This window comes from Priestia megaterium (assembly GCF_041941685.1).
Taxonomy (GTDB): domain Bacteria; phylum Bacillota; class Bacilli; order Bacillales; family Bacillaceae_H; genus Priestia; species Priestia megaterium_C.
On record NZ_CP130958.1, the window covers coordinates 134093 to 155000 of the forward strand.

30 protein-coding genes and 1 rRNA gene (1 of these 31 only partly in view) are annotated in these 20908 nt (G+C 39.5%); 28 read left to right on the forward strand and 3 right to left on the reverse strand.

Features of this window, described 5'->3' with window-relative positions; genetic code table 11:
* Positions 1-13: 13 nt before the first annotated feature.
* From rplE to Q5794_RS00865, 26 genes are all read left to right on the forward strand, one after another.
* Positions 14-553, forward strand: a complete 540-nt coding sequence (rplE, locus tag Q5794_RS00740; protein ID WP_013054939.1) for a 50S ribosomal protein L5 — start codon at positions 14-16, stop codon at positions 551-553.
* A 33-nt stretch (positions 554-586) separates the two neighbouring features.
* Positions 587-772, forward strand: a complete 186-nt coding sequence (locus Q5794_RS00745; RefSeq protein WP_013054940.1) for a type Z 30S ribosomal protein S14 — start codon at positions 587-589, stop codon at positions 770-772.
* A gap of 30 nt (positions 773-802) precedes the next feature.
* Entirely contained in the window at positions 803-1201 is a 399-nt protein-coding gene (rpsH, locus tag Q5794_RS00750) for a 30S ribosomal protein S8 (RefSeq protein ID WP_013054941.1), read from the forward strand.
* A gap of 30 nt (positions 1202-1231) precedes the next feature.
* Positions 1232-1771, forward strand: a complete 540-nt coding sequence (rplF, locus tag Q5794_RS00755) for a 50S ribosomal protein L6 (protein WP_013054942.1) — start codon at positions 1232-1234, stop codon at positions 1769-1771.
* 32 nt (positions 1772-1803) lie between these two features.
* On the forward strand, positions 1804-2166 hold the full coding sequence (gene rplR / locus Q5794_RS00760) for a 50S ribosomal protein L18 (RefSeq protein WP_013054943.1): 363 nt from the start codon (positions 1804-1806) through the stop codon (positions 2164-2166).
* Between the two features lie 20 nt (positions 2167-2186).
* Positions 2187-2687 (forward strand): 30S ribosomal protein S5, encoded by a 501-nt coding sequence (gene rpsE, locus Q5794_RS00765; protein WP_116077804.1) that lies wholly within the window; start codon positions 2187-2189, stop codon positions 2685-2687.
* A gap of 14 nt (positions 2688-2701) precedes the next feature.
* Entirely contained in the window at positions 2702-2884 is a 183-nt protein-coding gene (gene rpmD, locus Q5794_RS00770) for a 50S ribosomal protein L30 (protein WP_013054945.1), read from the forward strand.
* A 33-nt stretch (positions 2885-2917) separates the two neighbouring features.
* Positions 2918-3358 (forward strand): 50S ribosomal protein L15, encoded by a 441-nt coding sequence (gene rplO / locus Q5794_RS00775; protein WP_013054946.1) that lies wholly within the window; start codon positions 2918-2920, stop codon positions 3356-3358.
* Positions 3358-4650: a preprotein translocase subunit SecY gene (gene secY / locus Q5794_RS00780; protein ID WP_013054947.1), complete on the forward strand. Its 1293-nt coding sequence runs from the start codon at positions 3358-3360 to the stop codon at positions 4648-4650. The genes rplO and secY overlap by 1 nt, the downstream gene beginning before the upstream one ends.
* A 66-nt stretch (positions 4651-4716) precedes the next feature.
* The gene (locus Q5794_RS00785; protein ID WP_209150825.1) at positions 4717-5370 is read left to right on the forward strand and encodes an adenylate kinase; all 654 of its coding nucleotides are present in this window, start codon (positions 4717-4719) and stop codon (positions 5368-5370) included.
* Positions 5367-6113 (forward strand): type I methionyl aminopeptidase, encoded by a 747-nt coding sequence (gene map, locus Q5794_RS00790; protein ID WP_014462024.1) that lies wholly within the window; start codon positions 5367-5369, stop codon positions 6111-6113. Before Q5794_RS00785 ends, map begins: the two co-directional genes overlap by 4 nt.
* A gap of 235 nt (positions 6114-6348) precedes the next feature.
* Positions 6349-6567 (forward strand): translation initiation factor IF-1, encoded by a 219-nt coding sequence (infA, locus tag Q5794_RS00795; protein ID WP_010285101.1) that lies wholly within the window; start codon positions 6349-6351, stop codon positions 6565-6567.
* 37 nt (positions 6568-6604) lie between these two features.
* Positions 6605-6718: a 50S ribosomal protein L36 gene (rpmJ, locus tag Q5794_RS00800; protein ID WP_003156543.1), complete on the forward strand. Its 114-nt coding sequence runs from the start codon at positions 6605-6607 to the stop codon at positions 6716-6718.
* A gap of 24 nt (positions 6719-6742) precedes the next feature.
* Positions 6743-7108 carry a 30S ribosomal protein S13 gene (gene rpsM, locus Q5794_RS00805; protein ID WP_013054950.1) on the forward strand — a complete coding sequence of 122 codons (366 nt, stop codon included), beginning with the start codon at positions 6743-6745 and terminating at the stop codon, positions 7106-7108.
* Between the two features lie 23 nt (positions 7109-7131).
* Positions 7132-7521, forward strand: a complete 390-nt coding sequence (rpsK, locus tag Q5794_RS00810) for a 30S ribosomal protein S11 (protein WP_214988714.1) — start codon at positions 7132-7134, stop codon at positions 7519-7521.
* A gap of 180 nt (positions 7522-7701) precedes the next feature.
* Positions 7702-8646 carry a DNA-directed RNA polymerase subunit alpha gene (locus tag Q5794_RS00815; RefSeq protein WP_013054952.1) on the forward strand — a complete coding sequence of 315 codons (945 nt, stop codon included), beginning with the start codon at positions 7702-7704 and terminating at the stop codon, positions 8644-8646.
* A gap of 44 nt (positions 8647-8690) precedes the next feature.
* Positions 8691-9053, forward strand: coding sequence for a 50S ribosomal protein L17 (rplQ, locus tag Q5794_RS00820; protein WP_013054953.1), 363 nt, complete (start codon positions 8691-8693; stop codon positions 9051-9053).
* Between the two features lie 138 nt (positions 9054-9191).
* A complete protein-coding gene (locus tag Q5794_RS00825; RefSeq protein WP_214988713.1) occupies positions 9192-10031 on the forward strand; it encodes an energy-coupling factor ABC transporter ATP-binding protein in 840 nt (279 codons plus the stop codon).
* Positions 10007-10876, forward strand: a complete 870-nt coding sequence (locus tag Q5794_RS00830) for an energy-coupling factor ABC transporter ATP-binding protein (RefSeq protein ID WP_192998139.1) — start codon at positions 10007-10009, stop codon at positions 10874-10876. Before Q5794_RS00825 ends, Q5794_RS00830 begins: the two co-directional genes overlap by 25 nt.
* A complete protein-coding gene (locus Q5794_RS00835) occupies positions 10873-11670 on the forward strand; it encodes an energy-coupling factor transporter transmembrane protein EcfT (protein WP_195781456.1) in 798 nt (265 codons plus the stop codon). The genes Q5794_RS00830 and Q5794_RS00835 overlap by 4 nt, the downstream gene beginning before the upstream one ends.
* 18 nt (positions 11671-11688) lie before the next feature.
* Positions 11689-12429 (forward strand): tRNA pseudouridine(38-40) synthase TruA, encoded by a 741-nt coding sequence (truA, locus tag Q5794_RS00840; RefSeq protein WP_013054957.1) that lies wholly within the window; start codon positions 11689-11691, stop codon positions 12427-12429.
* Between the two features lie 156 nt (positions 12430-12585).
* Complete coding sequence (rplM, locus tag Q5794_RS00845; protein WP_013054958.1) at positions 12586-13023, forward strand: 50S ribosomal protein L13; 438 nt, start codon at positions 12586-12588, stop codon at positions 13021-13023.
* Positions 13024-13045: 22 nt separating this feature from the next.
* Positions 13046-13438 carry a 30S ribosomal protein S9 gene (gene rpsI, locus Q5794_RS00850; protein ID WP_013054959.1) on the forward strand — a complete coding sequence of 131 codons (393 nt, stop codon included), beginning with the start codon at positions 13046-13048 and terminating at the stop codon, positions 13436-13438.
* Between the two features lie 111 nt (positions 13439-13549).
* A complete protein-coding gene (locus Q5794_RS00855) occupies positions 13550-13972 on the forward strand; it encodes a DUF2521 family protein (protein WP_063670413.1) in 423 nt (140 codons plus the stop codon).
* Positions 13973-14042: 70 nt separating this feature from the next.
* Positions 14043-14750, forward strand: coding sequence for an N-acetylmuramoyl-L-alanine amidase CwlD (cwlD, locus tag Q5794_RS00860; protein WP_214988711.1), 708 nt, complete (start codon positions 14043-14045; stop codon positions 14748-14750).
* 90 nt (positions 14751-14840) lie between these two features.
* A complete protein-coding gene (locus Q5794_RS00865) occupies positions 14841-15914 on the forward strand; it encodes a P-loop NTPase (RefSeq protein WP_214988709.1) in 1074 nt (357 codons plus the stop codon).
* Between the two features lie 38 nt (positions 15915-15952).
* Here Q5794_RS00865 and Q5794_RS00870 read toward each other — a convergent pair whose 3' ends face one another.
* Positions 15953-16861, reverse strand: a complete 909-nt coding sequence (locus Q5794_RS00870) for a LysR family transcriptional regulator (RefSeq protein ID WP_374988585.1) — start codon at positions 16859-16861, stop codon at positions 15953-15955.
* Between the two features lie 187 nt (positions 16862-17048).
* Entirely contained in the window at positions 17049-17678 is a 630-nt protein-coding gene (gerD, locus tag Q5794_RS00875; protein WP_214988706.1) for a spore germination lipoprotein GerD, read from the reverse strand.
* A gap of 145 nt (positions 17679-17823) precedes the next feature.
* On the opposite strand from gerD, the gene Q5794_RS00880 reads away from it, so the two are divergent.
* A complete protein-coding gene (locus Q5794_RS00880; RefSeq protein ID WP_214988705.1) occupies positions 17824-18444 on the forward strand; it encodes a KinB-signaling pathway activation protein in 621 nt (206 codons plus the stop codon).
* A 44-nt stretch (positions 18445-18488) separates the two neighbouring features.
* On the opposite strand, the gene pdaB is transcribed toward Q5794_RS00880, so the two are convergent.
* Positions 18489-19253 carry a polysaccharide deacetylase family sporulation protein PdaB gene (gene pdaB / locus Q5794_RS00885; protein WP_057240824.1) on the reverse strand — a complete coding sequence of 255 codons (765 nt, stop codon included), beginning with the start codon at positions 19251-19253 and terminating at the stop codon, positions 18489-18491.
* A 590-nt stretch (positions 19254-19843) separates the two neighbouring features.
* On the opposite strand from pdaB, the gene Q5794_RS00890 reads away from it, so the two are divergent.
* Positions 19844-20908: ribosomal RNA gene (locus Q5794_RS00890) — 16S ribosomal RNA — on the forward strand (it continues 487 nt past the right edge of the window).

Genomic DNA, 20908 nt, shown 5'->3' on the forward strand with positions numbered 1-20908 from the left:
AGGTTTAGTTCACATGAACCGTCTTAAAGAGAAATTTACAAAAGAGATTACTCCTGCTCTAGTTAGCAAGTTTAATTATGAATCTGTAATGCAAGTGCCAAAAATCGACAAGATCGTAATCAACATGGGTATCGGTGATGCTGTTTCTAACTCAAAAGCTTTAGATAACGCTGTTGAAGAACTAGCTGAAATCACTGGTCAAAAACCTGTTGTAACTCGTGCGAAAAAATCTATCGCTGGTTTCCGTCTTCGTGAAGGTATGCCAATCGGTGCGAAAGTTACTTTACGCGGCGAGCGTATGTACGAATTCTTCGATAAACTAGTATCAGTATCACTTCCACGTGTGCGCGATTTCCGTGGTGTATCTAAAAAAGCATTTGATGGTCGTGGAAACTACACGTTAGGTGTTAAAGAACAATTGATCTTCCCAGAGATCGATTATGATAAAGTAACTAAAGTTCGTGGTATGGATATCGTTATTGTTACAACAGCAAACACTGATGAAGAAGCTCGTGAGCTTTTAACTCAGTTCGGTATGCCATTCCAGAAGTAATAACTGCCAACGTTAAGCAGAGGAGGCGAAAATGTGGCTAAAAAATCAATGATTGCGAAGCAAAAACGCCAGCAAAAATTCCAAGTACAAGAGTATACACGTTGCGAACGTTGTGGACGTCCACACTCAGTACTACGTAAATTCAAGCTTTGCCGTATTTGTTTCCGTGAGCTTGCTTATAAAGGTCAAATTCCTGGTGTTAAAAAAGCTAGTTGGTAAAACCCAAGTTTGGGAAGGAGGTAAATTAATATGGTAATGACTGATCCTATTGCAGATTTACTAACTCGTATCCGCAATGCGAACATGGTTCGTCATGAGAAAATTGAAGTTCCTGCTTCTAACATTAAGAAGCAAATTGCAGAAATCCTTAAGCGTGAGGGTTTCGTACGTGATGTAGAATACATCGAAGACAACAAACAAGGTATTATCCGTATCTTCTTAAAATACGGTTCAAATAACGAACGTGTAATTACAGGCTTAAAACGTATCAGTAAACCTGGTCTACGTGTTTATGCAAAAACTAACGAAGTACCACGTGTACTTAACGGTTTAGGTATCGCAATCGTTTCTACTTCTCAAGGTGTTTTAACTGACAAAGAAGCTCGTCAAAAGCAAACTGGTGGAGAAGTATTAGCGTACGTTTGGTAATAAGTTTTAAATGTGAATGGAGGTGTAACTATGTCACGTGTTGGTAAAAAGCCTTTAGAACTTCCAGCAGGTGTTACAGTTACGAACGAGAGCAACACTGTAACTGTAAAAGGACCAAAGGGTGAATTAACTCGTACATTCCACCCTGAAATCGAAATTAAAGTTGAAGACAACGTATTAGTTGTTAATCGTCCTAGCGACAATAAAGAGCACCGCGCTCTTCACGGAACTACTCGTAGCCTTTTAGGTAACATGGTTGAAGGTGTTACTAAAGGATTCGAACGTGGTTTAGAATTAGTCGGTGTAGGTTACCGTGCACAAAAATCTGGTAGCAAATTAGTATTGAGCGTTGGATACTCTCACCCAGTTGAGATTACTCCTGAAACAGGAATCGAAATCGAAGTTCCTTCTCAAACTAAGATCGTTATTAAAGGTATTGATAAAGAACGCGTAGGTGCATTAGCTGCAAATATTCGTGACGTTCGTCCACCAGAGCCTTACAAAGGTAAAGGTATTCGTTACGAAGGCGAATATGTACGTCGTAAAGAAGGTAAAACTGCTAAGAAGTAATGCCGGTTAGGTAAAAGAAAGGAGTGCCCGAAATGATCACGAAGCTTGATAAAAACAAAGTTCGTAAAAAAAGACATGCTCGTGTTCGTGCGAAGTTATCTGGAACTGCAACTCGTCCGCGTTTAAACGTGTTCCGTTCTAATCAACATATTTACGCACAAGTTATCGACGATTTAAATTCAGTAACAATCGCAAGTGCTTCAACGTTAGATAAAGACCTGACTTTAGAAAGCACTGGTAACACTGAAGCTGCTATCAAAGTTGGCGAATTAGTCGCTAAACGCGCAGTAGAAAAAGGTGTAAACGAAGTAGTATTCGACCGTGGCGGTTATTTATATCATGGCCGTGTTAAAGCATTAGCTGACGCTGCTCGTGAAGCTGGATTACAATTCTAATTGTAAAAGGAGGGAAAATCATGCGTCGTATTGATCCAAATAAATTAGAGCTTGAAGAACGTGTTGTTACCGTTAACCGCGTAGCTAAAGTTGTGAAAGGTGGACGTCGTTTCCGCTTCGCTGCATTAGTTGTAGTTGGTGACAAAAACGGTCACGTTGGATTCGGTACTGGTAAAGCACAAGAGGTACCAGATGCAATCCGTAAAGCAATTGAAGATGCGAAGAAAAACTTAATTACTGTACCTATGGTTGGTACATCTATTCCACACGAAATCCTTGGACAATTTGGTGCAGGTCAAATTTTCTTAAAACCTGCTTCTGAAGGTACAGGAGTTATCGCTGGTGGTCCAGTTCGTGCGGTATTAGAATTGGCTGGCGTAAGTGATATTCTATCTAAATCTTTAGGTTCAAATACTCCAATCAACATGGTACGTGCAACTCTTAACGGTTTAGCTAACCTAAAACGTGCTGAAGATGTTGCAAAACTACGTGGCAAGACTGTAGAAGAACTGTTAGGATAAGGGAGGGATATAGAATGGCAAACAAACTAGCAATTACCCTTACTCGTAGCGTAATTGGTCGTCCAGAAGATCAACGTGTAACTGTTCGTACACTTGGCCTACGTAAGTTAAATCAAACTGTCGTTCAAGACGATAATCCTGCAATTCGCGGAATGATTAACAAAGTAGCTCACCTTGTTACAGTAAAAGAGCAATAAGTATAAATTGTCACTCTAAGGAGGTGCTCCGGAATGAAACTTCATGAATTGAAACCAGCTGAAGGTTCACGTAAAGTACGTAACCGTGTAGGTCGTGGTACTGGTTCAGGTAACGGAAAGACTTCAGGTAAAGGTCACAAAGGGCAAAACGCTCGCTCTGGCGGTGGCGTAAGACCTGGCTTCGAAGGTGGTCAAACTCCTTTATTCCGTCGTCTTCCAAAACGTGGGTTCACTAATATCAATCGCAAAGAATACGCGATCGTTAATTTAGAAGCTCTTAACCGTTTTGAAGATGGAACTGAAGTAACACCAGAATTATTAATCGAAACTGGTTTAGTAAGCAAAGCAAAAGCTGGCGTTAAAGTACTAGGAAACGGTACGTTAAACTCTAAGCTAACTGTTAAAGCTGCTAAATTCTCTTCAACTGCTAAAGAAGCTATCGAAGCTGCTGGCGGTACAGTTGAGGTGATCTAATGTTTCAAACAATCTCCAATTTAATGCGCGTGCGTGAAATAAGACAAAAAATCTTTTTCACTTTGTTAATGTTAATTGTCTTCCGAATTGGTACATTTATTCCTGTACCTAGTGTTAATACGGATGTACTAAAATTGCAAGATGGGTTAAATGTATTCGGAGTTCTGAATACATTTGGCGGCGGCGCGTTAAAAAACTTCTCCATTCTTGCTATGGGCATTATGCCTTATATTACAGCATCCATCATCGTCCAATTATTGCAGATGGATGTTGTACCTAAGTTTACAGAATGGTCAAAGCAGGGAGATGTTGGGCGCCGTAAATTAGCTCAAGTAACTCGTTATGGAACAATTGTGCTTGGATTTATCCAGGCTTTAGGTATGTCTATAGGATTCAACAATATTTCGGGCGGACAATTGATCGCTAATCCAGGAATTTCTACGTATCTTCTAATTGCTACAGTGTTAACGGCAGGTACTGCCTTCTTAATGTGGTTAGGAGAGCAGATTACTGCAAAAGGCGTAGGCAATGGTATTTCTATCATTATCTTTGCTGGGATTGCAGCTGGTATTCCGACAACATTAAATCAAATTTATGCACAGCAATTTGAAGACGTTGGGGATCAATTATTCATTCGTATCGTAACGGTAGTTTTAATTGCGATTGCAGTTTTAGCTATTATTGTTGGGGTTATTTACTTCCAACAAGCGCTACGAAAAATTCCTATTCAATATGCAAAGGGTTCAGCTGGTCGTAATCCTGTTGGAGGTCAATCCACTCATTTACCGTTAAAAGTAAATGCTGCTGGGGTTATTCCTGTTATCTTTGCAGTTTCATTTATTATCACACCACCAACAATTGCATCATTTTTCGGTCCAAATGATGTAACGACGTGGATTCAGAATACATTTGACTATACTAAGCCAATTGGTATGATAGTGTATGTAGCGTTAATCATTGCTTTTTGTTACTTCTATACATTTGTTCAAGTTAACCCTGAACAAGTAGCAGAGAACTTGAAAAAGCAAGGTGGCTACATCCCAGGCATCCGTCCTGGTAAAAGCACACAAGCTTATTTAACGAAAGTGTTATATCGTCTGACATTAATCGGTTCGATATTCCTTGCGTTAATTGCTGTGTTGCCGGTTCTGTTCATCAAAATTGCAAACTTACCATCATCTGCTCAGATCGGCGGTACTAGTTTGTTAATTGTTGTCGGTGTAGCTCTTGAGACAATGAAACAGCTTGAGAGTCAATTAGTGAAACGCCATTATAAGGGATTTATTAAGTAAAGCTGTTTAGTGGGAAGCAAGCTGCTTTCCCATTAAACGGATAAGATACTGAGGGGGAAGCAAGAAATGAATTTAGTGTTAATGGGCCTTCCTGGTGCTGGGAAAGGTACTCAAGCAGAAAAAATCGTTGAGCATTACGATATCCCTCATATCTCAACAGGAGATATGTTCCGAGCTGCAATTAAAGAAGGAACGCAACTAGGTTTAAAAGCTAAATCATTTATGGACCAAGGTAACCTTGTTCCTGATGAAGTAACAATTGGAATTGTGCGCGAGCGTTTAAACAAACAAGATTGTGAAAACGGCTTTTTACTTGATGGCTTCCCAAGAACAGTAGCCCAAGCAGAAGCTCTTGAAACAATTACAAAAGAACTAAACAAGCAAATTGATTATGTGATTAATATTGATGTAGATCAAAGCATTTTAATGGAGCGTCTTACTGGACGCCGCATTTGTAAAGATTGCGGAGCTACTTACCACTTAGTATTCAATCCTCCTGCGAAAGAAGGAGTTTGTGACAAATGTGGCGGAGAGCTTTACCAACGTGCAGATGACAATGCTGAGACGGTTTCAACTAGACTTTCAGTTAATGTTAAACAATCTCAACCTCTACTTGAGTTCTATCAAGAAAAAGGTTATCTACGCAATATTAATGGTAATCAAGATATTAACATCGTGTTTGAGGATGTTCGTCAATTACTTGCTGGGGTTAAGCAATGATCATTTGCAAGACACCAGAGGAAATTGAGGTCATGCGTGAAGCTGGACGAATCGTGGCTTTAACTCATCAAGAGTTAAAAAAGCATATCGCTCCAGGTATTACGACTATAGAATTGGATGCAATTGCTGAAAATTTTATTCGTCAACATGATGCAATTCCGTCTTTTAAAGGGTATAATGGTTTTCGCGGCAGTGTATGTGCTTCTGTGAATGAAGAATTAGTTCATGGTATTCCGGGTGAACGCAAGCTTAATGAAGGAGATATCATCAGTTTAGACATCGGAGCTAAATTCGGTGGCTATCACGGTGATTCAGCTTGGACATATGGAGTAGGAAAGATTTCATTAGAAAATCAAGAGCTGCTTGATGTGACTGAGCAATCTCTCTACAAGGGATTAGCAGAAGCTAAGCCGGGTGAGCGTTTGTCGAATATTTCACATGCTATTCAACAGTACGCAGAATCACGTAACTTTTCGATTGTAAGAGAATATGTTGGCCATGGGGTCGGCAAAGACTTACATGAAGATCCGCAAGTACCTCATTATGGTCCACCGAATAAAGGACCGCGTCTACGTCCAGGCATGGTATTGGCAGTTGAGCCAATGGTGAATGCTGGTATGCGATATGTAAAAACATTACCTGATAACTGGACAGTTGTCACAGTAGATGGTAAAATGTGTGCGCACTTCGAACATACTATTGCAATTACTGAGACGGGATATGAAATTCTGACAGCATTGTAATGTTAAAGGATGTTATCTCTATCCATTCCTCGCTAGATGCACTGGACAGTAAACAGTAATTATCTAAATTCACGATGATCGTTTTTCGTCTGAATTGCTGTTAAAATGGTAAAGATGTATATTAGCGTCAATCATCTTGAATTTAATGATTACGATCTCCGGATGTTCAGAACAGGTTCTTTTTAAGTCGTTTAATGATAGCTTGTTACTGTTTCAAAGAAAGGAGAGCACTTTAATGGCAAAAGACGATGTAATTGAAGTTGAAGGTACAGTTGCTGAAACTTTACCTAACGCTATGTTCAAGGTAGAATTAGAAAATGGTCATACAGTACTTGCTCACGTATCAGGAAAAATTCGCATGCATTTCATTCGAATCTTACCTGGTGATAAAGTAACTGTAGAATTGTCACCATACGATTTAACTCGCGGTAGAATTACGTACCGTTTCAAATAAAACCTATGCACTCCGTACTATCAAGGAGGTATGAAACATGAAAGTCAGACCATCAGTTAAACCAATCTGCGAAAAATGTAAAGTTATCCGTAGAAAAGGTAAAGTAATGGTAATTTGTGAAAACCCTAAGCATAAACAAAAACAAGGTTAATCAATAAGGAGGTGCACTATTCATATGGCACGTATTGCTGGTGTTGATATTCCTCGTGACAAGCGTGTAGTAATTTCATTAACATACATTTTCGGTATTGGTCGTCCAACTGCTGAAAAAGTTCTAGCTGAAGCTGGAGTTTCTGAAGATACTCGCGTTCGTGACTTAACAGAAGAAGAATTAGGTAAAATTCGTGATATTTTAGATAGCTATAAAGTAGAAGGCGATCTTCGTCGTGAAGTTTCTTTAAACATCAAACGTTTAATTGAGATTGGTTCATACCGTGGTATCCGCCACCGTCGTAGTTTACCAGTTCGTGGTCAAAACAGTAAAAACAATGCTCGTACACGTAAAGGCCCACGCCGTACTGTAGCGAACAAGAAGAAATAATTAGTAAGGGAGGTCATTAACAGATGGCACGTAAAACTAATACACGTAAACGTCGCGTGAAAAAGAATATTGAAGCTGGTGTAGCTCATATTCGCTCAACGTTTAACAACACTATTGTAACAATTACAGATGTTCACGGTAATGCGATTGCTTGGTCTAGTGCAGGCGCACTTGGCTTCAGAGGTTCTCGTAAATCTACTCCATTTGCTGCGCAAATGGCTGCTGAAACTGCTGCTAAAGTTTCTATGGATAACGGAATGAAAACTCTTGAAGTTACAGTTAAAGGCCCTGGTGCTGGTCGTGAAGCAGCTATCCGTGCTCTTCAAGCTGCAGGTTTAGAAGTAACAGCTATTAGAGATGTTACTCCTGTACCTCACAACGGATGCCGCCCACCAAAACGTCGTCGTGTATAATTAATATGTATAGATTCTATTTCGTTGTCTATAATGATGATGGTGTAGAATTTATTCATGCAACGAAATGTTTTCCATTTGTTGTGCACATTCGGGAACTGTCTAATAGGGAATTTCGGTTAGGCATTTGAGAAATCAGCCGTCTAGCCGAGGTTTCGACGTTTTGAAGGAGGGTTTATATTGATAGAGATTGAAAAGCCAAAAATCGAAACGGTAGAAATCAGCGATGATAGAAAGTACGGTAAATTCGTCGTCGAACCACTTGAGCGTGGATATGGTACTACTTTGGGTAACTCCTTACGTCGTATCCTATTATCCTCACTCCCTGGTGCAGCTGTAACATCTATTCAAATTGAAGGTGTATTACATGAATTTTCAACAGTTCCTGGAGTTGTTGAAGATGTAACAAACATCATTTTAAACGTTAAAAAGTTAGCGTTAAAGATTTACTCTGATGAAGAGAAAACACTTGAGATCGATGTTAAAGGTCCTGGTACAGTAACGGCTGCTGACATTCAAGCAGACAGCGATATCGAAGTTCTAAATCCGGATCTTCATATTGCAACACTTGAGTCAGATGCTCATTTCCGTATGAGACTTACTGCTCGCACAGGTCGAGGTTATAATCCTGCCGATGCTAACAAGCGTGAAGACCAACCAATTGGTGTACTTCCAATTGATTCAATCTATACGCCTGTTACTCGCGTATCGTATTATGTAGAGAATACTCGTGTTGGTCAAATGACAAATTACGATAAGTTAACGTTGGATGTTTGGACTGACGGTAGCATCGAGCCAGAAAAAGCTGTTGCTTTAGGTGCAAAGATTCTAACTGAACACTTAAATATCTTCGTTAACTTAACAGATGAAGCTCAAAAAGCAGAGATTATGGTAGAAAAAGAAGAAGACCAGAAAGAAAAAGTTCTAGAGATGACGATCGAGGAACTGGATTTATCTGTTCGTTCTTACAACTGCTTAAAACGAGCAGGCATCAATACTGTACAAGAGCTTGCTAATAAAACAGAAGAAGATATGATGAAAGTTCGTAACTTAGGCCGTAAATCTTTAGAAGAAGTTAAAGCTAAACTTGAAGAATTAGGTTTGGGTCTACGTAAGGACGACTGATTATATCTACCTGTTTAACTACTTAACAAAGGAGGGGACCTCACATGTCTTACCGTAAATTAGGTCGTACAAGCGCACAACGCAAGGCGCTTCTTCGTGATTTAACAACTGATTTAATCATCAGTGAACGCATTGAGACAACTGAAGCTCGTGCAAAAGAATTACGTTCAACTGTTGAAAAAATGATTACTTTAGGTAAACGTGGAGATCTACACGCTCGTCGTCAAGCTGCATCTTACATCCGTAATGAAGTAGCTAACGAAGAAGCTGGTCAAAGCGCTTTACAAAAACTATTCAGCGATATCGCTACTCGCTACGAAGATCGCCAAGGCGGTTACACTCGTATCTTAAAAGTTGGACCTCGCCGTGGTGACGGTGCTCCAATGGTTATCATTGAATTAGTTTAATATTTTTAATACAGATAGAAAAGGGCGAGACAGTGTGTAACTAGTCGTTGCCCTTTTTTTATACCTAAAACCGGGTAAATAGCGTAAAAAATCAATGTAGGTAATGCTGCAATAGAAAAAGCTGAGAGGAAGATAGCGTTGAAAGAAATGTCTTTAGAGGTAAAAGATTTATGCTTTAGATACGATCCTGAAGCAGACCTAACATTAGATCACCTTTCTCTCTCTGCTTATAAAGGTGAATGGTTAGCGATAGCTGGACATAATGGATCTGGTAAGTCGACGCTGGCACGAATTCTAAACGGTCTTTTGCTACCTGAAAAAGGAATGGTTCGAGTGGGTGATACTCTTTTATCTGAAGAAACAATATGGGATGTGCGCAAGCAGATTGGAATGGTGTTTCAAAATCCAGATAATCAATTTGTTGGTTCAACCGTTCAAGACGATATTGCGTTTGGGCTTGAAAACAACGGGATTCCATTTGAGATTATGGAAAAACGTATACCTGAAGCAATCGAAATGGTCAATATGAGTGCTTTTCTGGATCAAGAGCCTCATCAGCTATCAGGTGGACAAAAACAGCGTGTGGCCATTGCGGGTATAATTGCCGTACAGCCATCTGTCATCATTCTAGATGAAGCAACATCTATGTTAGATCCTATTGGGCGAACTGAAGTACTTGAAACTGTTAGAAAATTAAAAGAAGAAAAACAACTGACGGTTATTTCAATTACTCACGATTTAGATGAAGTAGCAATGGCTGACAGAGTCGTTGTGATGAACAAAGGGAAGATCTATGCAACAGGTACTCCACGCGAAGTATTTGCATTAGGTTCCAAGTTAACGGATATTGGACTAGACTTGCCGTTTTCCGTTAAACTAAGCCATCGTTTTGCTTCCGTAGGAATTCCTTTATCAAAAATTCATTTAACAGATGAGGACTTGGTGGACGAACTATGGACATTATATTCAAAGAAGTAGAGCATCGTTATCAAGTTAATACACCATTTGAACGAATTGCTCTACATGACTTAAATTTAAACATTCAATCAGGTACATTTTTGGCTGTTATTGGCCATACTGGTTCTGGGAAATCAACAATCATACAGCATCTGAATGCCTTATTGAAGCCAACTGCTGGTGAAATTCAAATCGGTGAGCGCACCATTAAAGCCAATCGAAAAGAAAAGAATTTAAAAGCTATTCGTCAGCAAGTAGGCGTGGTGTTTCAATTTCCAGAACATCAGCTTTTTGAAGAAACGGTGGAAAAAGACATAGCTTTTGGACCAATGAATTATGGCGTTTCGGAAGAAGAAGCAAAGCAAAAAGCAAGAGAGCTTATCAAGTTAGTAGGGTTGCCAGAAGACATTCTAACCAGATCTCCTTTTGATTTGAGTGGTGGACAAATGCGTCGTGTAGCGATAGCAGGTATTCTAGCGATGAATCCTAATGTGCTAATTTTAGATGAACCAACTGCTGGATTGGACCCTAGAGGGCGTCAAGAAATTATGAATATGATTTATCGTCTTCATAAAGAAAAAGGCTTGACGACGATTCTCGTGACTCACAGCATGGAAGATGCAGCTATGTACGCAGATGAGCTAATTGTGATGAATCAGGGAACGATTGCGATGAAAGGGTCACCTAGAGAAGTGTTTGGTCAGCATACGCAGCTAAAAGAATATGGATTGGATGTTCCAGAATCGCTTCGCTTTATGCTGAAGCTGCAAGAGAAATTTCAGCTTGAAGCATCGGATACGGTTATTACCTTTTCTGAAGTGGTAGAGAAAGTGCAGCACCTTATGCAGCAAGGTGAACGATTATGATGAACTCAATCATTATTGGTAAGTATGTGCCGGGTCATTCGGTTGTCCATCGAATGGATCCTCGGGCCAAGCTGCTTCTCGTATTTGCGTATGTATTAATTGTGTTTTTAGCAAATAACCCTATCGGCTATGCTTTTTTAGGTGTGTATACCCTTATGATAGTGGCCATGAGTAAAGTGCCCGTTTCGTTTATTTTAAGAGGGTTAAAGCCCGTTATGTTTATTATTATCATCACGTTTCTTTTGCACATTTTTATGACAAAGGAAGGTCCTCTTTTGTTTGAATGGGGATGGCTTTCTGTCTATAAAGGCGGCCTTATTCAAGGTGTTTTAATTTCCTTGCGCTTCTTGTTCTTAATTTTAATTACGACGATGCTAACTTTAACGACTACGCCTATTGAAGTAACAGATGGGATGGAAAGCTTGCTGAATCCATTTAAAAAGCTCAAGCTTCCTGTACACGAATTAGCTTTAATGATGTCCATTTCTCTTCGCTTTATTCCTACATTGATGGAAGAGACAGATAAAATTATTAAAGCGCAGACAGCACGAGGAGTGGACTTTAGCAGCGGCCCCGTTACGGATCGTTTGAAAGCTGTCGTTCCTTTGCTTGTTCCTCTATTTATAGGTTCATTTAAGCGTGCTGAAGAGCTAGCTATTGCCATGGAAGCAAGGGGTTATAAAGGCGGAGAAGGGCGTACAAAGTATCGTCAATTGAAATGGGGAAGCATAGATACAATTATGCTTTTACTTCTGCTGGCAGTAGCAGTTGTTTTAGTGCTGATTAGAACGTAAAGATTGTTTGGTGAAAAGATGAAACGTTTAAAATGTATAGTTGCATACGACGGCACACACTTTTCAGGTTATCAAGTTCAGCCCAATAAGCGAACTGTTCAACTGGAGATTGAAGCCGTTTTAGAGAAAATGCATAACAAAAAAGTGCCGATTTACGCCTCTGGACGAACGGACACAAATGTTCATGCACAGGGGCAAGTCATTCATTTTGATACAAACCTAAATATTCCATGTGATAAGTGGAAAAAAGCATTGAATTCAATGCTACCAGATGATATTGTAATGAAGAATGTATGTGAAGTTGATGCACATTTTCACGCCCGGTATGACGTTACTTCAAAAGAGTATCGCTATCATATTTTGCGCGGCGAAGATCGAAATCCTTTCACTCGTTCTTATGCATACCATTACCCTTATCCATTAGACTACTCAAAAATGAAAAAAGCCATCACATATTTACTCGGTACACACGACTTTACAAGCTTTTGTTCAGCGAGAACAGAAGTGGAAGATAAGATTCGTACGATTTACAAGATTGATATGTATGAAGAGAATAGTCAACTTGTGTTTAGATTCGTTGGAAGTGGCTTTCTGTATAATATGGTTCGTATTCTTGTTGGAACGCTTTTAGAAGTAGGACAAGGCCGTATTGAACCAGATGCTATAAAAGATATTCTAGAAAGCAAATCACGTCCTCGTGCAGGGAAAACTGCGCCTTCGCAAGGACTATATTTATGGCGCGTTTTCTATGACAACTAAACCTGGTGTAACATTTTCTTGACATTAGTAGCTTAAAGATATAATATATCATATGGTATGTATTTTAACCCCACGGTTAGCCCCGGAAATTAATCGTGTTGAAATAGAAGGTTGAAATAATTTTATAATTGATGATGAAAATTAGGAGGGAAACTCATGCGTACAACTTTCATGGCGAAAGCAAACGAAGTAGAGCGTAAATGGTATGTTGTCGATGCTGAAGGTAAAACTTTAGGTCGTTTAGCAAGTGAAGTAGCATCAATCTTACGCGGTAAACATAAACCAACTTTTACACCACATGTTGATACTGGTGATCACGTGATCCTTATCAATGCGTCAAAAATCGAACTAACAGGTAAGAAATTAACTGATAAAATTTATTACCGTCACAGCATGCACCCAGGTGGTTTGAAACAACGTACAGCATTAGAAATGCGTACTAACTACTCTGAGAAAATGCTTGAATTAGGAATCAAAGGCATGCTTCCAAAAGGTAGCCTAGGCCGTCAAATGTTCAAAAAATTACATGTGTATGCTGGTGAAACACATCCACATGAAGCACAAAAACCAGAAGTTTACGAACTTCGCGGATAATTAATAAGAGGAGGTTATTATCTTGGCACAGGTACAATATTACGGAACTGGTCGTCGTAAAAGCTCTGTTGCTCGTGTACGTTTAGTACCAGGTAACGGTCGCGTAACAATCAACGGTCGTGAAATCGAAGAATACATTCCATTTGCTGCACTACGTGAAGTAGTAAAACAACCACTTGCTTTAACTGAAACTGTAGGTAACTATGACGTATTTGTAAACGTTAATGGTGGAGGTTATGCAGGTCAAGCTGGCGCTATTCGTCACGGAATCTCTCGTGCTTTATTAGAAGCAGACCCTGAATACCGTGGAACATTAAAACGTGCTGGTCTATTAACTCGTGACGCTCGTGCGAAAGAACGTAAAAAATACGGTCTTAAAGGCGCTCGTCGTGCACCACAATTCTCAAAACGTTAATTTTATATTACGTTTCAAGCCTTGGTCTTTGGACCAAGGCTTTTTTTATTTGTTGTTTGCGTATGAGACGAAGGCTTGTGCAGACAATATGTAAAAAAGGGAGGCGTTATCGTGAACGAGGTTACATATTTAAAAGAAAAACGTTATGAAAAAGAAATGAAATATGAACGCAAAGTCCTAAGGGAACTGTCGTTTGATTTGCTTCAAGAGAGGCTGCGCCGTTATTTTCATCCAATGTTTCAGTGGAATATGCTAGGAGACGAACATGTGGAGGAGTACTGTCTTGATATTGCCATCGAATCATTTTTATTAGGTGCCCGGGTGAGTAAACGTGGCAAAGGCTACGAAGATTTTCAGAAGCACAGTAAGCAAGAAGAGTCTCTTTTAATTGATACATTGTACGGAGCCATCAGCATGTCTGTAACAGATCTTTATCAAGATGGTCTGTATTATTTATGTCAAGGATATGTGCAAGACTGGTGGAAAGAAGGTTATCGAACCGCAGAAAAAAGACGTCGGTTACGTTTGCATTAAAAAGTACTCATAATTCCCGTTCTTGTCCCATATAGAAATAAATAGGTGAGGCAAGAAGGGAAGGGATAAAATGTCTAAAGTAAAAATAATGAGCACAATTATAGCGCTTCTCGTTCTTTTTGTCATTGTACAATATCAGATAGATCATAGAACATCATCCGGTTCGCTTTCACTTCCTCTTAGCGGGAAAGTTATTGTACTAGATCCTGGACATGGCGGTGTTGATGGAGGAGCCGTAGGAGAGGATGAAGTGCTTGAAAAAGAAATAACCCTTAAAATTTCGTTAATGCTTCGGGACTATCTGCAAGAGCAAGGGGCACTTGTTATTATGACAAGAGAAAAAGACGAAGACCTAGCGGCCAAAGACACAAGAGGATACAGTCGCAGAAAAGTAGAAGACTTAAAAAATCGCGTAACGATGATTAATAAATCCAATGCTGATTTGTACTTAAGTATTCACTTGAATGCTATTCCATCCTCTGCTTGGAGAGGGGCTCAAACTTTCTATTACGGGTCCCTAAAAGAAAACGAGCAAGTGGCCAAACTCATTCAACAAGAGCTAAGAAATAATCTGGATAATACGACCCGTGAAGCAAAAGCTATTCAAACTCTTTACCTTCTTAAGCATTCTAAGCTACCAGGTGCTTTGGTTGAAGTAGGATTCTTATCAAATCCTACAGAACGTAAAATGCTTCAATCGAAACGCTATCAAAAAAAGTTAGCTGAATCCATTTATGAAGGAGTCAGCCGGTATTTTACTGGAGAAAAGCCCAAATAAAAAGCATAGCATCCTTCTATTCAGAAAAATCTAATATGTATGATATACTTGATAGTATAAATAAATAGATTTTAACATGGTGGTGGGAGTATGCTAACGGAAAAGCAAGTAAAAGAAGTAGTAGGGGAAATTACAGATCCATTTTTAAATAAAAAACTATCAGAAACAGATGCGATTAAAGAAATAACAATCAAAGCTGAAAAACAGCATATAAGCCTGAAGATTGCTGTTGCAAAAACAGGTACTAGTGAACAGCTGAGCCTTCAAGGCACGATTGTAGAAGGATTAAAAAAAGCAGGTGTACAGTCGGTTGGACTGCGATTTGTTGAGTTTACGCCTGAAGAACTTCAGCAGTACCGCGCTGAGCAACCGAATACTGGCAACTTACTAACTAGTCCGAATGCACCTGAATTTATTGCTATTGCCAGCGGTAAAGGAGGCGTTGGTAAATCAACAGTCTCTGTTAACTTGGCTGTTTCGCTAGCTCGTTTAGGAAAGAAAGTTGGTTTAATTGATGCTGACATTTATGGATTCAGCGTCCCAGATATGATGGGAATTACACAGCGTCCTGTAGTAGAAGGTGAAAAGATTATTCCGGTTGACCGTTTCGGAGTAAAAGTTATTTCCATGGGCTTCTTTGTAGAAGATAATTCACCCGTTATCTGGCGAGGACCTATGCTTGGAAAAATGTTGACGAGCTTTTTTACAGAAGTTGAATGGGGAGAATTAGATTATCTTTTACTAGACTTACCTCCCGGAACAGGTGATGTCGCATTAGACGTTCACTCCATGCTTCCTGCTTGTAAAGAAGTGATTATTACGACACCACATCCTACAGCGGCATTTGTTGCAGCTAGAGCGGGTGCTATGGCTTTGAAAACTGATCATGAGGTAATTGGAGTTGTAGAAAATATGGCCTACTTTGAAAGCCAGCTAACAGGGGAAAAAGAGTATGTATTTGGTAAAGGCGGAGGTCCAAAACTTGCTGAGGAACTTCAGACAGAGCTTTTAGGACAGCTTCCGTTAAGTCAGCCAGATTGGAATGAAGAAGATTTTGCACCTTCCATTTACGAAGAATCGCATCGTTTAGGTCAAATATATGGAGAGATTGCAAGCAAGATTGTGTTTATTTGCGAAAATGAAAAAGCAGCAACAGGAAAATAGCAAAAAGCACGCGCTGTTCGAGCGCGTGCTTTTTGCTATTATACAGAGAGTTCAATCTGCGCCTTTTTTAAATCAAATGCAAGGTTTTGTTTTAAGAGAGCTAAAAATGTTTTTCCAGCTGTACTTACGGTGTGAGACTGGTGCTTTAAAATGCCGATTGCAGGCCCGTCATGCAAGTCATGAATCGTTCTAACCACCACTTGATCTGGTGGAAGGGTTGCGCTTATTTGTGGAACAACGGCTATTCCTAAGTTTTCTTTTACAAAATGCTGAAGTGTGCTAATAGTGCCTAACTGGACTTTAGCAGGCAGTTGGCCTGTTCGTTCAAAAATTAGCTGCTCAATTTTCTTTTGAACGGAAGATTGCCCAGCTGTAATCAGCGTTTCGTGTATTAAATCTTTTGCAAAGATTGTTTTTCTTTTTGTTAGAGCATGATTGAATGGTAGTAGCAGCACAAGTTTTTCCGTTAGTAATACCTCAAATTCTATATCTCTGAACGATTCTGAGACAGTGCCAATCGCGAAATCAATTTCTTGATTGCGTATATGTTGATGAAGGTGCTTTTCGTCTGCAACGAGTAAGCTAATTTCTGTGTTGGGATATCTTTTTTTAAATAATGAGAGAATGGAAGACAGTCGACTGCTTGCTGTAGGCTCTGCAGCACCTATACGGATAGTGCCAGCTTCGCCTGTTGAATAATCCTTTAAGGTGTTATTTAGATATTCATATTCCTTTAGTAAAATATTTGCCCGCTCGTAAAAGATTTTACCTGCTTCAGTAAGTTTAATGATTTTTCCTCGTTCTAAAAGCTTAAATCCCAGTTCGGATTCTAACTTTTGAATGTGCAGTGTAATGGTAGGCTGAGAGTACTTTAAATATTCAGCGGCTAATTGAAAGCTTCCTAAACGAACAATGGTTTGAAACGTTTTAATAACGCGAAATTCCATCGAATTCCCTCCTTTTGCTATAAAACGATTGTGTTAATTTCTAATATTTTACCATAAAGCTAAGAATTAAAGTTTACAATTCCAATAAAAATACTAAGTATTAAAAAATATAAAGAAGTCATTTAGGTTTCTTAATAAAAATAAATGACATAATTAAATACGCACCTCATATGAGATGCGTATTTAATCACTGCTGTTGCTGTTCTCCGCCTGAATCAGATCCAGAGGAAGAAGAACCACCATCGTCGCTGCTTTGTTTTTGTCCACCTTGTGTTTCTTCAGCGGCTTTCAAAAGAATGTCTTGAATTTTAGATTGATAAAGAGGGCTATCAAACGTTTCGGTCATAATCTTTTGTAAATAAGTGCGATATTCTTTACTCTTTAAAACAGTCAGTACTTCTTTTTCCATAGCCGGATCCTTTAAAACATCTTGAAGCATTCCTTGATATTCAGGATCTTTCATTAGTTGTTTGATGACTGTCTTATTTTCTTTTTCCAAACTTTTAGCAAAGCTTTCAGCAAACTTCGGATCATCCATGGCTTTTTTCCAAAATTCCACGCCTTTATCTGATACTAGGGTTTGAGAAATTGTATCTTTTATCGCGTTTTGATCCATTAAAATATCTTGTCTAACAGAAGGGTCTTTCATAATTGCTTCGACTGCTTTTTTTCCTTCATCTGTTTTTAAAATATCAACAACCATTTTCTTTGTTTGATCATAATCCATACCATTGTTCTCTTCATCTTGCGGTGCACAGGCTGTAGCTAAAAGCATACACATTCCTATATAAATGAGGAGCATGATTCGCTTTTTCATAGTAATGAGCTCCTTTCCTAATATGCTTACGCTTAATATGAGATAATCAAGGTTTTTTATTCATAAAAGAGCTCTAGATTTTTCAAAACGTGATTGGTACAATTTATGAAAAGGTACAATTTTGTAACTTATGGGGGAGATGGAAGTGAATAGTCGAAATTGGGTTCGTCTATTTCTAACCACGTTAGCTGTCGGGGGGATAAGTACAGCTGTTGTTGGGTTTGCGGGGCGCTGGGGGGAATACGGTCACTTATTTCAACAAGGAAAGATAGGAGAAATTGTTGCTGTTTTAACATGGCTCGTAGGCGTAGGGTTTATTTTTAGTTTAATTAGCCAAATGGGGTTTTTTGCATATTTAACTATTCACCGATTTGGGTTGGGAATTTTTAAATCTGCATCACTCTGGAAATCGGTTCAAATTGTATTTGTTTTATTTGTATTATTTGACGTTGCTTATTTTCGATATAAGTTCTTTCAACAACCGGGAGAAGGCATAGGCAAGTATATTTTGTTAAGCGTTTTCTTGTCAGCGGTGGGGTTGTTAGTGGCGTATGCAAAGAAAAAACAGACGAATAAAGAGGCTTTTGTACCAGCGCTGTTTTTTATGATTGTTGTAACGACAATTGAATGGTTTCCAGCGCTGCGAACGAACGAAGAAAGCTGGCTTTACCTAATGTTGTTTCCACTTCTAATTTGTAATATGTATCAACTTCTTATTTTGCCGAAACTTCTTACGCACGCAAGAATAGCAAAAGCAGACAAATAGCTTATTTGTCTGCTTTTGCTTTCCATATACAGTGGAAATAGATCTTAGCGGATATCTTTTACTTGGGTTTTTGAATTTGAAATTAATGTTGAAACACTTACGTTTGAGACTTTTTTATTTTGTAATGAATTCTTGATATATGGAATAGCCTTTGCTGTTTGTTGAGCGGAGTCAGACGCGTGCAGCAATATAATATCTCCCCCGTCTAAAGGCTTTGTAACATTCGAGACAATTTTTTCAACCCCTGGATTTGTCCAGTCTTTAGAATCAATGCTCCAGTGAACAGTAGTATATCCTATATCTGCTGTTAACTTTAAGATGTCTTTATTAAATTGCCCGTTAGGAGGACGAAGAAGGTGAACATCTTTAAGGCCTAGAGAATCAAAGACTTTCTTAGATTTTGCAAGATCCTGTCTAATCTCATTAGGTTTTAGGCTTGTATAGGAAGTATAGTCATAGCCCATTGTGCCAATTTCGTGACCTTCTTTCTTAATGCGCTCTACAATATCTGGGTGACGTTCAGCCCATGAAGCAGATAAAAAGAAAGTAGCATGTTCAATATGCTGTCTTTTTAGTTCATTCAGAATGGGAATAGCTCTTTCATCTCCCCAGCTGATGTTAAATGTAAGAGCAACTTCCGGATTTTTATCATCCGCCTTATAAACAGCTCTTGGACCGTTATCTGTTGAAAACACGGGAAAGTGAAACGTCTGCTGAGCATAGAGAAAAAAGCTTGTAAAAAACGCAGCAACTACGATAAGCATTGTTTGTTTGATTCTTTTGGCTCGAATAGTATAAAACATATTCATTTTGTCACCTCATTTAATAAGTAGTACTTGTCTAATTTGTATGCGTTTTGTCTACAATTAATAACAGGTAAGGAAAAGAACAACTGATTTTATTTTGATGTTTGAGAATCAATGTCGCAAAAAGCAGGTGAATCAATGAAAATTTGTTTATTTAATCAGGTGGAGTGTTTAGAGTTAGAAGCACTACTTAAAGAAGAAATGAAGAGATCAAACGTTGCTTTTCAACAAAGTTTGAATCATGTAGTTCTTGAACGAAACATTCAAGAGAAGTATCAGATCCTTTCAAAGATATTGCTAAGGTTCGGTGAAAGCAGGGAAGTAAATAAGATTTTTTGATAAAACGAAAAAAAACTTTTCAAAAAGTGTTGACTTTATATAGTACAGATGTTAAATTATTAAATGTCGCTGATGAGTGATTGGAAAACAATCGCAATTCATCAGAAATAAAATATTAAAAAGTTGTTGACAAATGAAAGGCAACTTGTTAATATAAAAAAGTCGCTTAAGAGCGGCGGTTGAACTTTGAAAACTGAACAAAGCGACAAACGTCAACGTTAAATTTTATTTTTTAAATGAGCAAGTCAAACATTTCTTCGGAGAGTTTGATCCTGGCTCAGGATGAACGCTGGCGGCGTGCCTAATACATGCAAGTCGAGCGAACTGATTAGAAGCTTGCTTCTATGACGTTAGCGGCGGACGGGTGAGTAACACGTGGGCAACCTGCCTGTAAGACTGGGATAACTTCGGGAAACCGAAGCTAATACCGGATAGGATCTTCTCCTTCATGGGAGATGATTGAAAGATGGTTTCGGCTATCACTTACAGATGGGCCCGCGGTGCATTAGCTAGTTGGTGAGGTAACGGCTCACCAAGGCAACGATGCATAGCCGACCTGAGAGGGTGATCGGCCACACTGGGACTGAGACACGGCCCAGACTCCTACGGGAGGCAGCAGTAGGGAATCTTCCGCAATGGACGAAAGTCTGACGGAGCAACGCCGCGTGAGTGATGAAGGCTTTCGGGTCGTAAAACTCTGTTGTTAGGGAAGAACAAGTACGAGAGTAACTGCTCGTACCTTGACGGTACCTAACCAGAAAGCCACGGCTAACTACGTGCCAGCAGCCGCGGTAATACGTAGGTGGCAAGCGTTATCCGGAATTATTGGGCGTAAAGCGCGCGCAGGCGGTTTCTTAAGTCTGATGTGAAAGCCCACGGCTCAACCGTGGAGGGTCATTGGAAACTGGGGAACTTGAGTGCAGAAGAGAAAAGCGGAATTCCACGTGTAGCGGTGAAATGCGTAGAGATGTGGAGGAACACCAGTGGCGAAGGCGGCTTTTTGGTCTGTAACTGACGCTGAGGCGCGAAAGCGTGGGGAGCAAACAGGATTAGATACCCTGGTAGTCCACGCCGTAAACGATGAGTGCTAAGTGTTAGAGGGTTTCCGCCCTTTAGTGCTGCAGCTAACGCATTAAGCACTCCGCCTGGGGAGTACGGTCGCAAGACTGAAACTCAAAGGAATTGACGGGGGCCCGCACAAGCGGTGGAGCATGTGGTTTAATTCGAAGCAACGCGAAGAACCTTACCAGGTCTTGACATCCTCTGACAACTCTAGAGATAGAGCGTTCCCCTTCGGGGGACAGAGTGACAGGTGGTGC

What these genes read in the sequence shown, in the direction of transcription:
- rplE (WP_013054939.1), top strand. Translation starts at nt 14, where the DNA reads ATGAACCGTCTTAAAGAGAAATTTACAAAAGAGATTACTCCTGCTCTA.
- rpsH (WP_013054941.1), top strand. Translation starts at nt 803, where the DNA reads ATGGTAATGACTGATCCTATTGCAGATTTACTAACTCGTATCCGCAAT.
- rplF (WP_013054942.1), top strand. Translation starts at nt 1,232, where the DNA reads ATGTCACGTGTTGGTAAAAAGCCTTTAGAACTTCCAGCAGGTGTTACA.
- rplR (WP_013054943.1), top strand. Translation starts at nt 1,804, where the DNA reads ATGATCACGAAGCTTGATAAAAACAAAGTTCGTAAAAAAAGACATGCT.
- rpsE (WP_116077804.1), top strand. Translation starts at nt 2,187, where the DNA reads ATGCGTCGTATTGATCCAAATAAATTAGAGCTTGAAGAACGTGTTGTT.
- rpmD (WP_013054945.1), top strand. Translation starts at nt 2,702, where the DNA reads ATGGCAAACAAACTAGCAATTACCCTTACTCGTAGCGTAATTGGTCGT.
- rplO (WP_013054946.1), top strand. Translation starts at nt 2,918, where the DNA reads ATGAAACTTCATGAATTGAAACCAGCTGAAGGTTCACGTAAAGTACGT.
- secY (WP_013054947.1), top strand. Translation starts at nt 3,358, where the DNA reads ATGTTTCAAACAATCTCCAATTTAATGCGCGTGCGTGAAATAAGACAA.
- Q5794_RS00785 (WP_209150825.1), top strand. Translation starts at nt 4,717, where the DNA reads ATGAATTTAGTGTTAATGGGCCTTCCTGGTGCTGGGAAAGGTACTCAA.
- map (WP_014462024.1), top strand. Translation starts at nt 5,367, where the DNA reads ATGATCATTTGCAAGACACCAGAGGAAATTGAGGTCATGCGTGAAGCT.
- infA (WP_010285101.1), top strand. Translation starts at nt 6,349, where the DNA reads ATGGCAAAAGACGATGTAATTGAAGTTGAAGGTACAGTTGCTGAAACT.
- rpmJ (WP_003156543.1), top strand. Translation starts at nt 6,605, where the DNA reads ATGAAAGTCAGACCATCAGTTAAACCAATCTGCGAAAAATGTAAAGTT.
- rpsM (WP_013054950.1), top strand. Translation starts at nt 6,743, where the DNA reads ATGGCACGTATTGCTGGTGTTGATATTCCTCGTGACAAGCGTGTAGTA.
- rpsK (WP_214988714.1), top strand. Translation starts at nt 7,132, where the DNA reads ATGGCACGTAAAACTAATACACGTAAACGTCGCGTGAAAAAGAATATT.
- rplQ (WP_013054953.1), top strand. Translation starts at nt 8,691, where the DNA reads ATGTCTTACCGTAAATTAGGTCGTACAAGCGCACAACGCAAGGCGCTT.
- Q5794_RS00830 (WP_192998139.1), top strand. Translation starts at nt 10,007, where the DNA reads ATGGACATTATATTCAAAGAAGTAGAGCATCGTTATCAAGTTAATACA.
- Q5794_RS00835 (WP_195781456.1), top strand. Translation starts at nt 10,873, where the DNA reads ATGATGAACTCAATCATTATTGGTAAGTATGTGCCGGGTCATTCGGTT.
- truA (WP_013054957.1), top strand. Translation starts at nt 11,689, where the DNA reads ATGAAACGTTTAAAATGTATAGTTGCATACGACGGCACACACTTTTCA.
- rplM (WP_013054958.1), top strand. Translation starts at nt 12,586, where the DNA reads ATGCGTACAACTTTCATGGCGAAAGCAAACGAAGTAGAGCGTAAATGG.
- cwlD (WP_214988711.1), top strand. Translation starts at nt 14,043, where the DNA reads ATGTCTAAAGTAAAAATAATGAGCACAATTATAGCGCTTCTCGTTCTT.
- Q5794_RS00865 (WP_214988709.1), top strand. Translation starts at nt 14,841, where the DNA reads ATGCTAACGGAAAAGCAAGTAAAAGAAGTAGTAGGGGAAATTACAGAT.
- Q5794_RS00870 (WP_374988585.1), bottom strand. Translation starts at nt 16,861, where the DNA reads ATGGAATTTCGCGTTATTAAAACGTTTCAAACCATTGTTCGTTTAGGA.
- gerD (WP_214988706.1), bottom strand. Translation starts at nt 17,678, where the DNA reads ATGAAAAAGCGAATCATGCTCCTCATTTATATAGGAATGTGTATGCTT.
- pdaB (WP_057240824.1), bottom strand. Translation starts at nt 19,253, where the DNA reads ATGAATATGTTTTATACTATTCGAGCCAAAAGAATCAAACAAACAATG.